Origin of the sequence: Chryseobacterium oncorhynchi, assembly GCF_002899895.1 — a bacterium.
Classification (GTDB): domain Bacteria; phylum Bacteroidota; class Bacteroidia; order Flavobacteriales; family Weeksellaceae; genus Chryseobacterium; species Chryseobacterium oncorhynchi.
In genome coordinates this window covers 194,111-207,291 of record NZ_PPEI02000004.1, presented here as the reverse complement: position 1 = coordinate 207,291, position 13,181 = coordinate 194,111, and the positions used below count along the sequence as shown (strand labels likewise).

Here is a 13,181-nt window from a genome sequence, read left to right as displayed (position 1 = left end):
ATTTAATCAAATAAACAATGAAATAAAATTTGTATTATTGTATTGTTAAAAAAAACAACATGAATTTAAAGAAATTATTTTTTACAAAAGTAAGCATTTCCTATGGTGGAGCGAAGCTTCTCAAGAATGCTACAGTTGCTTTTTTAGGGTTATATTCCTATGGTTTTTACGGACAGGTACAAAAACTGGATTCTCGATTTGATATTTTGTTAAAAAATAAAGAGAACCTCGCCAATGGAAAAACCATAAAAGGGTTGGAATCTGCTGATATGAAATTGGATCAGCACTTGGTAGTGACTTCGAAAGGAGCACAAACAATGTACTCATGTATTATTTATACTAAAGAACCTGAAAAACTAAAGTCTGATGGATTTTTAGTTCAGAGCCAGTTGCCAACTTTCTCTACAGCGTTGGTTACTATCCAGGATATTGAAAGACTGATGAATCTACCTTACGTAACATCGGTGATGGCTCCAACATTTGATGAGCTGCATAATGATGTGAGTAGAGCTCAGTCAGGAGCTAGTCTTTTGCAATCTGGAGCTTTTAATAATACCGCTTATAATGGGACTGGTATCTTGGTTGGAGTCTATGATACGGGTATAGACTGGAAACATCCGGATTTTAGAAAAGCAGACGATCAAACAAAAAGTAGAATTGTTTCTATTTGGGATCAAACTTTAACAGCCCAGGGTGCTGAGGTTTCTCCTACAGGATTTTCAACAGGGGTAGAGTATACAAGAGCTCAGATTGAAGATGAATTGGATGGTACTCCTCCAGGATTTGTTCGTGAAAATGATACCAATGGACATGGAACCCATGTAACTGGAACGGCAGCAGGAAATGGAGCTGCTTTTGCAGATAAAAGACATAAAGGATTTTCAACAGATGCAGATATTGTTTTTGTAAAAGGTGGGAATGGATCTTTTCCTGTAACCAATACCATTAACGCTTTGACGTACTTCCAAAATGTAGCAACAGCTTTAAATAAGCCAATTGTTGTCAATATGAGTATTGGAGGACAGGCAAGTGCACATGATGGAACTTCCTCCCATGAAGTAGCGGTTGATAGTTTTACATCTTCAGGACCAGGAAGAGTAGTGGTGATCTCTGCAGGAAATGACTATGGTGCCAATCTTCATAGAAAAGTAGATATAGAGCCAAGTGGTGCACAATCTTACGTTTTTACAGTCGGAAGCAGTACTTCTGCAGCTACCGTATTTAGCTTTATCATGTATGCTAATAATGATACAGCTGTTACCGCAAAATTAACAGCCCCTGATGGCCAGCAATACGTACAAAATATAAGTACAAATACCACCCATAGTATATTAGGAGGAGGATTTACTGCTGCTATGTATAACTATTGGGGTACAGATAATAACAAACGCTATGTTCAGTTAGTGGTCAACAGAGTTACAGGATCCACTGCCAATTGTCAGGGAAATTATACGCTGGAAATCACAAATAATGGAGCACAAACAATTAATACACACGGTTGGCTTTACAGCCAAGGAGTGGCAACTACCTTACAAAATGGTGACAACGAGTATATTGTAGGAACTCCTGGAAATGCATCGAGTGCAATCACAGTAGCGTCTTATATGGGAAGAGCAAGTTGGTATGCGCCGGCAGGAGGATATTTGTATACAACTCCACAAGAATCCATCTCTCCATTTAGTGCACAGGGACCAAGAGTTGATAATTTTCAGAAACCGGATATCACAGGTTCCGGGCAGGTTGTTATTTCTTCAAGATCCGGTAATTCTGCACCGGCCCCTACTGATATTATTGCAAATACCAATTATTATGTGAAAAATCAGGGAACTAGTATGTCGTCTCCTGGTGTTGCCGGAGCTGTGGGGTTATTGCTTCAGGCAAATCCTACATTAACTGCCGCACAGGTTAAGGCGCGTCTTACTTCCAATGCAAGAAAAGATGGTGCAACAGGAAATATTCCCAATACAAGATGGGGATACGGAAAGTTAGACATCTACAAAGCAGTTACCGATGAATTAGGATGTGTAAAATCCAATTTTGAAGTGGTTACTTATGACGAACCTTATATTATTGCCAATACAGAAAGTAACAGTGCTGCCAGCAATTTTGATAATATGGCACTAGCTGTTCGATATACACCAACCTTAACCGGTAAATTGGGTGGCTTTTCATTTACATCCGGATCTGGTGCAATTCCTACTGATTTGGCAGTAGATATTCAAATAAGAAAAGTAAATGCCAATGGTGATCCGGGAGATATTATTGCTACAAAAACGGTTTCTTCATGGGTTAATGATGTGCAAAGATTTACCTGGAATTATGTTGATTTGGCTAGCCTAAACGTTCAAATGGTGACGGGAAAAGATTTCTATATTGTAATCAACGGTCTGGCAGGAAGAGTAGCAATCAAAAATGAAACTACTGCCGTAAGTGGTCGTAGCAAAACATCAACAGATGGTACAAGCTGGATTACAAGAACTTTTGATCTTAAAATGAGAGCGACAGTGTATGAAAATGTAGCTGAGGTAAAAAATATGGCAACATCTAATCAGACTAAAACTGCTTCAGCAGCAGCCGGATATAATTATTTTACGAATGCATGTCAGTTAATTTCAAGAGTGGAAAAAGAGACAGCAAGTACAATAACTGGAAATGTAACTTCAAAAGTATGGGTTGATAATGTACAGCCGGATTATGTTTCAAGAAGATATGAAATAAGCCCTGCAGCAAATGCTACAACAGCTACAGGAAAAGTAACTCTTTACTTTAAGCAGGCAGATTTTGATGCATACAACCAGACAAGTGTAATAAAACTTCCTACTTCTGCTAGCGATAATGGCAATAAAGCCAATCTTATTATTGAAAAATATGCAGGAACAAGTGTAACAGGTACTGTAGCTTCATATGGAAGTCCTGCGGCAACCATTAATCCTAATATTGCTGATATTGTTTGGAATGAAACTTACCAATATTGGGAAGTAAGCTTCCAGTCAGTTGGTTTTGGTGGGTATTTTGTGAAAACAAGTCCAACTTTAGGTACAACAGAAGTAAAATTGAATTCAGAAGTGAATATCACTCCAAATCCAGCTAAAGACTTTGTAAATGTTATGTTAGGAAGACATTCTAAAGGTACAGTAACCATTTATGATGCTTCAGGGAAATTGATTAAAACTGTGGGTGTTAATACAAACTCAAACAGAATTAATGTTTCAGAATTAGTGAAAGGAACATACTTGTTTACAATTATGTTGAATGACAATACTACAATTACTAAAAAGGTAGTTAAAGAATAAGTTTCAATTCACTTAAATAATAAATAAAGGCAGCAGTTTCCATAACTGCTGCTTTTTCTATATTTGTCATAAAATAAAATGAATGCTTAATAAAGTTTTTTTCTCATTTTTTTTATGCCTTACGGTTATCTTTCAAAGCTTTGTAGAGAGTGAAGCTGTTCATCCCTACCATGTAGGGTCTGTGGAGATCAACTATAATTCAAAGTCCAAAACTTTTGAAATTACAGGTCGTTTTTTTCTGGATGATATGGAAAATGGGCTGAGTAAAAAATACGGTGGATCTTTTCACTTTAATGATGAAAAATATAAAGCCAAACTCAATGAATCCCTGCAAAAATATTGTCAGGAATACTTTAAGCTAAAGTCGGATAATAAATTTTTGAAAGTAAATTATATCGGATACGAAGAAGATCAGGAATCTGTAAATGTTTTTCTTGAGTCTGAACCTGTTGCGTATCCTAAAAAAGTAGAAGCAGCAGTAAGTTTTCTGTATAATCTATTTGATGATCAGATTAATATTGTCCATATTATTGTGAACGGAGAGAGAAAAAGTGAAAAATTATCTTATCCTAATCGTTATCTTTATAAGCAGTTTTAGTTTTCCAGTTGAATCAAGGAATTAATCCCTTTAGCATGGGCTAAAAGATCAGGAAAAAAATCATCATAGCACTGTTGAAGATATGTTTTGTTTTCTAAAAACGCTTCAAAAACAGGAATGTCTTTATCCAGATATTTGGCTTTGTTCAGAACATTTTGAATACTGAACTTAATGCCCCAGTCTTCACGATAGTTATATAACCAGTCATCATGTTCCATTTTAACAAGCATCTTCTTGAAATTCTCAGGCAGCCATTCCTCATTCGTATTGAGTACTTTGTAAACGCGAAGAGAATGCGCTTTCCATTCAGTAAGAGAATTAAGAGAAAGATCATTGGCTACAAAATAATCCATAGAGACATCTACAAATGCTCCTGCATAGAGTCTTACCAAAGGTGCAAAAACCTTTTTAGCCTCATGAATAGCAGGGTGGGAGTCTGTAAATGTGTCAATAGCTCTGTGAAGGGTAATTCCATCCTGAATATCCTTAGGGAAAGAAAATCGGTCCTTGTTTCGGATGAAGTCTTCCAAAAACTGACCAACAATTTGTCCGTCAGTAAAAGTGAGAAAGGAATGAGCCAAATAATTCATAAACGAATATAGAAATTTTTAAACAAAGTTTTGCTATTGCTTAAGGTTTCTACCCAAACCCCTTTTTCTGTTTCCATATATTTAAATTGAATTTCCTGTACCCTTAATTCTTTGGGCGAAACCAGGCTGAGGTGAAGCTCTTCATCATTAATCATGCATTTAAGCTGAACAGGAAATGGGAAAATATTTTGAATCTGCAGATCCTTGTAGCCATAAACAACCGTACAGTCTGAGCCTAAAGGAGTAAAACGTTCTTCATCCTTATAAATATCCATAGAATGGGGAAATCTTTCCAAAATTTTCAACCCTGACTGAAGAGACAGAAAATATAAAATTGAAGAAAACTGGCAGATCCCACCTCCAACATCACTTGAAATATTATTTTTGATTAAATTTCTTCCCTCTTTAAAATTATTTTTTTCACTGGGTTTTCCAATCATTTTCCAAAAAGAAAATACTTCACCGGGATAAATCACCAGATTATTGATCTTATTTCCTACAACTTTTAAATTATGAATTTTGTTATGATGAAACGCTCCCTTTTTAATGATTTGCTGGAGTTTAATGGAATGTTCACCAATATTTTCCGAAAGATATTTCTTAGGATAAGAATGGTTATTTTTCCTTTCATCAACATAGCGTTGCAGAAGCTTTATCTGTAGTTTCCATGAATGAGGAATCCAGTTTTTTAGTTGTTGTTTCATATCTTTTCCAAAACAATAATATGATAAGACGCCCAGTTTTTCAGGAAAGTCCTGCAAAGTAGAATATCCAGAGGCAGAAAGAATTTTCTTACCGCTTTTGGAAATCTGTGAATTGGAAAAAAGAGAATTCCTGTTGTGTTTTTAACTTCCCATCTGTCTTTTGATATTTGTGAAATTTCTGAGGGTGAAAAACTATTTCCTGCATGCCAGTCTGCCTGTGGAGAAACAACTTTCTTTCTGGTTTTCAATGGATAATCGAAAATTAAAGTTCCGTTTTTACTTAATTTCTGATGACATTCATTAAAAAATGCTTTTGTCTCTTCCTGATTTTGATGCATAATCACATGAAAACAAAAAATACACTCAAACTCGCCGTGAAAAGGAATTTCTGAAATTTCTCCCACAGCCAGAATTTTTTCAGGATATTTTTGTCGTGCAACGTTCAGCATGTTCTCACTGAAATCTGTTCCATGAGTAGCAAAGTTGAGCAGTCGGCCTGTTCCACACCCCAAATCCAGAATCTTTGTATATTTTTTATTCTGAAAAAATGAGGTTAAAAAGGATCTTTCCTGTTGATCAATATATTTTCCATAGGAATTCCCGAAACGATTGTCATCGTAGGATTCTGCGAGGTTGCTGTAATATTCCCGGATATTTGTTTTCATCATTAAAAAAAATCTTCTGTTAAGATCTTTAATTTTACTGACTTCTACAATTTTTATTCAGGTTTATTGATCTTTTAGCCTAAACAGATCTGCTACATTGATTTTTTCTAAATTCAGATGGCGTCATGTTCGTCATCTTTTTAAAAATAGTATTAAAAGCCGTTTTTGAATTGAATCCGGATTCAAACGCAATACCTAATATAGAAAGTCTTTGAAAAGAACCATCAGTAAGCATTTTCTTTGCATGTTCTATCCTGTATTTATTTACAAAATAAAAGAAATTCTCCTGAAAGCCATTATTGAGAAGATAAGAAAGCTGATGCGCGTTAATCTGAACCCTATCAGAGAGCTTCAATAGATTGAGATCTCCGTCCAGATAAGGTTTTTCTGTTTCCATTAAAGTGATTAGTCTTTGCTTTAAAGGCTCAAACTCAGAATCAGAAATAAGTTTTTTTCTTGATGCTTCCTCTGTTTCACTTTCCAGCTCGATGGAAAAAAGTTCTTCACGCTGGCTTTTATCTATCGGATAAATTTCCTTTTGCCGAAGAACATAGTATAGCGTACTGTAAACAATAAATAAAAAGAGCAAATCCATCACCAGATGCTGATGCATTTTATATACAAAGGTATTGAACAGCTCATATCCAACCGTTATAACAATTGTTACAAAAAGAAGAAAACTTAACTTGATCAACCATTGCAGGTCGATATTTTCTGTATTGGCTGAGATTGTTTCTATTCTTTTTTGATGTTTTCTGATTTTAAAATAAATAAGAGCAATATAAGGGAGATTGTGAGAAACATCAATAAGCATTACAATACTCCGGATGACAGGATTATTTTCTATATTGAAAAGTAATATCCAGTAGATTACAGGAGTAATCAGACAAACCAAATCTCTCCTTTTAAATTTGTAATCAGGATTGATAAAAAACACAACACTGAAAAATAACAAAATTGGGGTGAAAATCTGTATAGAATAAAGAAAATAGGAAAACAATGGGTTGGGCGAAAGTCCACAAAAATGGAAAACATCCAGAGTCCAGTAGCTAGACCACAACAAAGTAAACATCCCGAAAAAGAAGTTGGCCTTTCTATTAACGCGCATTGGATTAATCAGTACGGCAAATGAAAGCAATGTTAATCCTCCATAAAGCAGTACAAGCACAAACTTCTGAATATTTTCGAGTGGCATCTTTTATTTTTTTCTAAAAAAGTCTTTCATGGAAATCCTCAATTTTGCTTACTTCTTCAATCTTAATCCCAAATTTTCTTTTCGGAATTTTATTAAGATTGGAAACGAATATCTTTTCATACCCTAATTTTTCAGCTTCGGTAATTCTCTGTTCAACTTGGGCAACCGGACGAATTTCTCCACTTAATCCAATTTCTCCTGCAAAACAGTAATGTTCAGAAATGGCAATGTCTTCACTAGACGAAAGAACAGATGCAATGACCGCTAAATCCAAAGCTGGATCATCTGTTTTTATCCCTCCCGTAATATTAAGGAAAACATCCTTTGCTCCCAGTTGAAAACCTGCTCTTTTTTCCAGTACTGCCAACAGCATATTCAGCCTTTTTGAATCAAATCCGGTAGAACTCCTTTGTGGAGTACCATAAACAGCCGTACTTACCAGCGCCTGGATTTCCAAAAGCATAGGTCTGTTTCCCTCCAGAGTTACTGCCACTGAATTTCCCGAAAGTTCTTCAAATTTCTTTGTGATAAGAATTTCAGATGGATTTTTAATTTCCTTTAATCCCTGGGAAATCATTTCGTAGATTCCGATTTCAGAAGTGGATCCAAAACGGTTTTTATTAGCTCTCAGCAATCTAAAAAGGTGATTTCGGTCTCCGTCAAAGTTCAAAACTACATCTACCATGTGTTCCAATACTTTTGGTCCCGCAATTTGACCGTCTTTGGTAATATGACCTACCAAAAATACAGGAATACTGTTTTCTTTGGCATATTTAATAATCTCATTGGAACATTCTCTAATTTGAGATACAGTTCCCGGAGAACTTTCTATAAGTTGTGACTGAAGCGTCTGGATGGAGTCGATAATCATGAAATCCGGTTCCAGTTTTTTGGCTTCGTGAAGAATTTTTTCAAGTGAAGTTTCTGTGAAAAGAAAACAGTTTGGGTTTTGAATATCCGTTAGCCTGTCAGCTCTCATTTTAATCTGAGAAGCACTTTCTTCCCCTGAAACATAGAAAACTTTTTTCTTCATTTTTAAGGCAAGCTGCAATAGAAGAGTAGATTTTCCAATTCCGGGTTCACCACCGATTAAGGTCACGGAACCCAATACAATTCCGCCTCCTAGAACACGGTTTAGCTCTTCGGATGGAGTTTTTATTCTCGGTTCCTCACTGGTTTCTACCTCAATGATATTGATGACATGCTGCTTTGTTTTTGAGAATGGTACAGCCTTATGAGAGGTCTTTTCTACGACTTCTTCCACCAAGGTATTCCATTCTCCACAATTTTTGCATTGTCCCATCCATTGAGAATATTGTGTTCCGCAGTTTTGACAGAAATATGCCGTTTTCAGTTTTGCCATACTGCGAAGTTATAAAAAAAGCATTTTTCTTCCGAGATTTAAGTGGATTTAAATGTCAAAAAAATAACATAGATCAACGGTAGGAATATCTTTCATATCTTAGCTTTGCTAAAATTAAAATATTAATGTAAAATATAATTACAATGAAAAAACTATTCTTATCCTTTGTATTCGCATTTTTAAGTGTTTTCTCTTTCGCCCAGAATAATTGGGAAATAGATCCTATGCATTCTTCCGTCAACTTTACCATAAAACACATGGGAATCAGCTTTGTGCAGGGCCGATTTGATAAATTTGGAGGAACAGTTGCATCGAAAAGTGCTAATCTGGACAATGCGGCATTTGATATAAATATTTCTACAGAAACCATTAATACTGGAGTAGAGATGAGGGATAATCATCTTAAAAGCAAAGACTTTTTTGCAGCCGGAAAATATCCTGATATGAAATTTGTAGGTACTTCTGTTGCTAAGGATAAAGGTTCTTATGTATTAAATGGAAAGCTGACCATTAAGGAAACGACGAAAGATATCAGTATACCTGTAACAATGGGCGGGGTAGCGAAAAATAAAGACGGAAAAGAGGTAATGGGACTTCAGGGAAAATTTACGATCAATCGTCTGGATTATGATATCAGTTATGATCCAACAGGAACTGGTATTGCCAAAGATGTTGATATCAATGTTTATCTTGAATTGGTTAAGAAATAATTTCTATATAAATAATAAAAGAGGCTTTTCAAACAAATTGAAAAGCCTCTTTTATTTTTAATCTTTTTATGATCTTGGATAAATAAATCAGTTCAGAACATTTATTTTTCCGGAGGAAACAGTGAAGATTCCAAAATCATCAATCAGCATGTTGTCCTTTTGAACAGAGTTGAAAGACATAACTCTATCCAGTTCTTTTTGTGAACGTCTTCTCATGATCCAATCTTTGTTTTGATGATTATTCAGAACATAGGCGATCATTTTTAATTGTGGGTGCCAAGGCTGGCCGGTGTAAACAATGTAGGAATTCTTTTCTGAGATGGAAGTCACCCCAAGAATAGCTTTACTGGCCATTTCATTATCTCCAAAAAGTTCAAGAATACCTGATACGATTGTAATATTCGGTTCAAAATCCAATTTTTTATACGTTTCAGGATCAAAGCAGTCAAAATTGGTAAATCTGATATGTTGATAATTATTTTCCTTAATTACTTTTTCTCCAATTTCAATATTGGATTTTACAAATTCATTGATGACAATATCAGCTTCCGGATACTTCTTTTTAATGTCAAATAAATAATTTCCTGTGCCGCCTGCAACATCCAGAATTTTAATCGGCCTGCCTTGCTGTTTCAGAATTTGAATATTTTGCTCCAAAAGTTGAAGTAAGTGTTGTTTTCTGATACGTATTCCTTTCCAACCTATAGCGTTGAGGTAATTCTTATCCATCATTTTTCCAAAACCAAATTTTCCACTTGGTTTATTCTGATAAACATAATCTAATGAAGCACCGGAGTCAAAGCCATATTTTAATCCAATGGCCATCCCGTCACTTATTTTTCCGATGTTTCCCAATGAAAGTTTCTGAAGCTTAAAATTCAGATTATTTCCAATATTATTTTGAAGGTCCTGATATTCTTTTACAGAAAATGGGTCCGGGGAAAGATTGGGCTGCTTGGGAGACCTGTTGAAGCATTTTTCTGCAAAATCTACAATTTTATCATATACCTTTTCTCTTCCGGAGTCAAATAAAATTCCATGGAAAAAATCTGGCAGAACTTCGTAGTTTTTTAAATCTGTATCCAATTTATCATGGAAGATTTTCTGATCCTTGTTGAAAACAACATGATCTTTTTCAGCAGCTAAGATCAAGGTTGGAGTATCTACAGCCTCAGCATCTTCTACTAAACGCTTTCCGGCTTTGGCGAGGTCAATCAGAAGCTCTGCATCAATGGATCTTGAGATCAATGGATCCGTATCGTAAGCTTTTTGCTGTTCAGGATCATGGGTAAGCATTTTAGATTTTACATAGCTTTTGATAATCAATCCTTTTTTTAGCTTGGTTCCCAGAGTAATCATTTCATTGGCCAAAGGAACAATAAGATTGATTCTGAATGCCGGAGCTAGAAGAGCCATTCCTGCAATTTTGGGAGCAAAATCATGGGCCCAGGCAGAAGCAACGACTCCGCCTATACTGTTGGCAACTACAAAAATATCCGAAATATTTACATCATATTTTGAATAAAGAAACTTAGAAAATGAATCAAGATCCCGAGTATAATCCATAAAAACAGATGAAGTTTTGGTTTTTGTAAGTCCATGTCCGCGAAGATCAAATGCGAAAATATTGTATTTTGAAAACTGTGCGGATTGTGCAATATCATTAAGCCTTTCAGAATGCTCATGGCCACGATGGATCATGATGATACTCTTCTGTTGTGGCTGATAATTCCATTCACGATAAAAAATCTCGTGGTTATCAAAACTTGTAAAATGTCCGCTGTTCATAGTTTAAATTTTTTTCAAAAAATCCTGCAGATAAGAATGAATGATCATATTCTTGTTGCTGATTTTCATTGTGGTTATTGCTTCCTCTAAAGGTAAAGATAAAATATTTTTGATTACTAAAATTCCAATTACAGAACTTCTGGTAAAGCCCATAGTACAATGAATAAGAATCTTTCCGCCTTTCGGAAGATGTTTATATTGGTCAGAAATTTCAGTAATAAGTTTTTGGGTGTCCTCAATATCAAAACTGCCAATATCCAGAATAGGATGGAAATGATAGGAAGATTGTTCTTTTAAGAATGATATTTCCTCAATTTCAGGGGATAAATCATAGATGAAAGTGCTTTTGTTGATTGTAAACTGTTCTACAATATCATGATTCGGTCTTGATGAAATATAAAGATGGGGAATAGGCTCAATCGGGGTTTTATTTTTCCTTAAAAATTTCCAAAGCCCTTGATACATTAAAAGATATGGAGAATAAAATATTTTCCTTATCCACGGAATGTTTCCGTTTCTATCCTTTAAAAAGTAAATATTATTCTTTTGATAATGATATCCAATGAAAAGCATCATTAAAGCCAGCCACAGAAAAAGTAATCCGGGATACCCTGAAAATTGATTCAATAATAAGGCAATCAGAATAAGTATCCAGCCCAGTAAAAAATAATAATTGGCAACTTGAAAATTTCTATACCTGAAATCTCTTTTTCGATAAGGAAAGAGAATGAAACTGATATGGGCAACCAAAGTTCCTGTTATAACATCAATGAAATGGTGCTGATAAGTCGTTAATGTAGAAATCCCCAAAAGAATGAGCCAAAGCATTATAAAGATCTTTCCTTTTTCTATATTTCTGAAAACAGACCAGAAAATAAATGCATAGGCAATATGTAATGACGGGGCCTGGTTAAAAGGAGAATCAAAAGTCTTTAAAAACTGAAAAGAATATCCCAAAAAAAGATTTTCAGTTTCAGGTTTCGGAAAAGAAAATTGTAAAGGAAATAAAAGAAAGCAAATTCCTGCAACAATGGTTACAAAAAGCATTCTTTGGGCTAAAACCTTAAGCTGTTCCTTACTATTGCAGAGAAAAAATACCAGACAGAAGAATAATCCACTCGTCATATAAGGAATAATCGTCCATGAAATGAACGGTATATATTTTTCAAAATCAAAAATAAATGAGGGAACCTCTGCTAATGTTGAAATATACCATGCTGCACCATTGTAAACCATCATGAATACAATGGAACAAAGAATAAGGGCATAAAGCTTCTGTTTTATTTTTAATTGTTTTTCATCCATTTGGCTTTTCTGAACATGATCATATTTAATAGAGAAGAGGGAAGTAGCGATAAGGATCTCATCATCCACTTCATTTTTGTAGGAAAAATAATTAATTTCTCTTTATTTTCAATAGCTTCGGAAATAATATGAGTCGCTGTTTCCAGATTGGTAAGGAAAGGTTTTTTGCTTAAATCATTTTGATTTAGCTGTCTTAATTTTTCGGTATCTATATATCCGGGAGCAATAGTGGTCACAGAAATTCCAAAAGGCTTCAATGCCCTACGGTAGGCTTGTGCAATCTGTATCACAGATCTTTTTGTCTTGGTATAAAGACTGGAGTTTTCATACTCTAATATTCCAGAAACTGATGCTACAACCACGATACTTCCTTTTTTTTGATTTTTCATGGCTTTTCTGGCAGCCTCAAAGCAATTAACAGTTCCTAAAATATTGGTTTGAAGCATTTCTTCTGCTTCTTCATAGGAAATATTTCCTGCCACATCCTCAGCATAGCTTCCTGCGCAGTTAATAAAAATATCCAGTTCTTGTTTATCCACCAGAAAAGATTCTAATACGGATGAAATCGAATTCATATCAGAAACATCTGCCTGAAGTGCCTGTAAGTTCTTAAAGCTGCTCTCAGGTATTTTTGAAAGGTTCCTTCCACAGATTCCCACACAATATCCTTTTGAAAGATAATGCTTGGCTAGTGAGTAGCCAATTCCTGAGGTTCCGCCTGCAATAAAAACATTCATGGGTATTCTGTGATTTTCAATTGTATGTAAAAATAAATTTTAAAAGTGAAAGTTGGATTAATGTTTGTAATATTAAATAGAAATAAAGATTGACTAATCAGTAGACACGGGCTAAAGCCTGTGATTACAATAGATATGGTGCCGCTGGCTTTAGCCAAAACTTGAAAATAGTATTCAAACCACACCGTCAAATTTTCAATTTGTCACCCCTCCGGATGAGTAGAGTTATCGTG

The 13,181-nt window shown here is 35.1% G+C and carries 11 protein-coding genes; 3 read left to right on the top strand and 8 right to left on the bottom strand.

The genetic code is table 11. From position 1 onward, the window contains the following. Positions 1–59: 59 nt before the first annotated feature. Both C1638_RS14485 and C1638_RS14480 read left to right on the top strand, forming a co-directional pair. Positions 60–3,293 (top strand): S8/S53 family peptidase, encoded by a 3,234-nt coding sequence (locus tag C1638_RS14485; protein WP_109622100.1) that lies wholly within the window; start codon positions 60–62, stop codon positions 3,291–3,293. Positions 3,294–3,375: 82 nt separating this feature from the next. Further along, positions 3,376–3,891: a DUF6702 family protein gene (locus C1638_RS14480; protein ID WP_109622098.1), complete on the top strand. Its 516-nt coding sequence runs from the start codon at positions 3,376–3,378 to the stop codon at positions 3,889–3,891. Here C1638_RS14480 and C1638_RS14475 read toward each other — a convergent pair. From C1638_RS14475 to radA, 5 genes are all read right to left on the bottom strand, one after another. Then, entirely contained in the window at positions 3,888–4,481 is a 594-nt protein-coding gene (locus C1638_RS14475; RefSeq protein ID WP_109622096.1) for an acyl carrier protein phosphodiesterase, read from the bottom strand. The two genes, C1638_RS14480 and C1638_RS14475, sit on opposite strands and share 4 nt — an antisense overlap. Further along, positions 4,478–5,185 (bottom strand): VanW family protein, encoded by a 708-nt coding sequence (locus C1638_RS14470; RefSeq protein WP_109622094.1) that lies wholly within the window; start codon positions 5,183–5,185, stop codon positions 4,478–4,480. The genes C1638_RS14475 and C1638_RS14470 overlap by 4 nt, the downstream gene beginning before the upstream one ends. Next, a complete protein-coding gene (locus C1638_RS14465; protein WP_228428162.1) occupies positions 5,182–5,850 on the bottom strand; it encodes a class I SAM-dependent DNA methyltransferase in 669 nt (222 codons plus the stop codon). The genes C1638_RS14470 and C1638_RS14465 overlap by 4 nt, the downstream gene beginning before the upstream one ends. Before the next feature lie 79 nt (positions 5,851–5,929). Then, on the bottom strand, positions 5,930–7,045 hold the full coding sequence (locus C1638_RS14460) for a helix-turn-helix domain-containing protein (RefSeq protein WP_109622091.1): 1,116 nt from the start codon (positions 7,043–7,045) through the stop codon (positions 5,930–5,932). A gap of 13 nt (positions 7,046–7,058) precedes the next feature. Next, entirely contained in the window at positions 7,059–8,408 is a 1,350-nt protein-coding gene (radA, locus tag C1638_RS14455; RefSeq protein ID WP_076354786.1) for a DNA repair protein RadA, read from the bottom strand. Positions 8,409–8,551: 143 nt separating this feature from the next. On the opposite strand from radA, the gene C1638_RS14450 reads away from it, so the two are divergent. Beyond that, the gene (locus tag C1638_RS14450; protein ID WP_109622089.1) at positions 8,552–9,118 is read left to right on the top strand and encodes a YceI family protein; all 567 of its coding nucleotides are present in this window, start codon (positions 8,552–8,554) and stop codon (positions 9,116–9,118) included. An 87-nt stretch (positions 9,119–9,205) separates the two neighbouring features. On the opposite strand, the gene C1638_RS14445 is transcribed toward C1638_RS14450, so the two are convergent. From C1638_RS14445 to C1638_RS14435, 3 genes are read right to left on the bottom strand one after another with little or no spacing between them, the layout of a single operon-like run. After that, positions 9,206–10,906 (bottom strand): bifunctional alpha/beta hydrolase/class I SAM-dependent methyltransferase, encoded by a 1,701-nt coding sequence (locus C1638_RS14445; RefSeq protein WP_109622087.1) that lies wholly within the window; start codon positions 10,904–10,906, stop codon positions 9,206–9,208. Between the two features lie 3 nt (positions 10,907–10,909). Continuing rightward, positions 10,910–12,280, bottom strand: coding sequence for a phosphatase PAP2 family protein (locus tag C1638_RS14440; RefSeq protein WP_165826540.1), 1,371 nt, complete (start codon positions 12,278–12,280; stop codon positions 10,910–10,912). Next, positions 12,193–12,948: an SDR family NAD(P)-dependent oxidoreductase gene (locus tag C1638_RS14435; protein ID WP_109622084.1), complete on the bottom strand. Its 756-nt coding sequence runs from the start codon at positions 12,946–12,948 to the stop codon at positions 12,193–12,195. The genes C1638_RS14440 and C1638_RS14435 overlap by 88 nt, the downstream gene beginning before the upstream one ends. Positions 12,949–13,181 lie beyond the last annotated feature (233 nt).

Bases quoted from the DNA above. Each gene is read 5' to 3' on its own strand.
- C1638_RS14435 (WP_109622084.1), bottom strand. From the start codon at position 12,948: ATGAATGTTTTTATTGCAGGCGGAACCTCAGGAATTGGCTACTCACTA.
- C1638_RS14450 (WP_109622089.1), top strand. From the start codon at position 8,552: ATGAAAAAACTATTCTTATCCTTTGTATTCGCATTTTTAAGTGTTTTC.
- C1638_RS14475 (WP_109622096.1), bottom strand. From the start codon at position 4,481: ATGAATTATTTGGCTCATTCCTTTCTCACTTTTACTGACGGACAAATT.
- C1638_RS14485 (WP_109622100.1), top strand. From the start codon at position 60: ATGAATTTAAAGAAATTATTTTTTACAAAAGTAAGCATTTCCTATGGT.
- C1638_RS14465 (WP_228428162.1), bottom strand. From the start codon at position 5,850: ATGAAAACAAATATCCGGGAATATTACAGCAACCTCGCAGAATCCTAC.
- C1638_RS14470 (WP_109622094.1), bottom strand. From the start codon at position 5,185: ATGAAACAACAACTAAAAAACTGGATTCCTCATTCATGGAAACTACAG.
- C1638_RS14480 (WP_109622098.1), top strand. From the start codon at position 3,376: ATGCTTAATAAAGTTTTTTTCTCATTTTTTTTATGCCTTACGGTTATC.
- C1638_RS14445 (WP_109622087.1), bottom strand. From the start codon at position 10,906: ATGAACAGCGGACATTTTACAAGTTTTGATAACCACGAGATTTTTTAT.
- C1638_RS14460 (WP_109622091.1), bottom strand. From the start codon at position 7,045: ATGCCACTCGAAAATATTCAGAAGTTTGTGCTTGTACTGCTTTATGGA.
- radA (WP_076354786.1), bottom strand. From the start codon at position 8,408: ATGGCAAAACTGAAAACGGCATATTTCTGTCAAAACTGCGGAACACAA.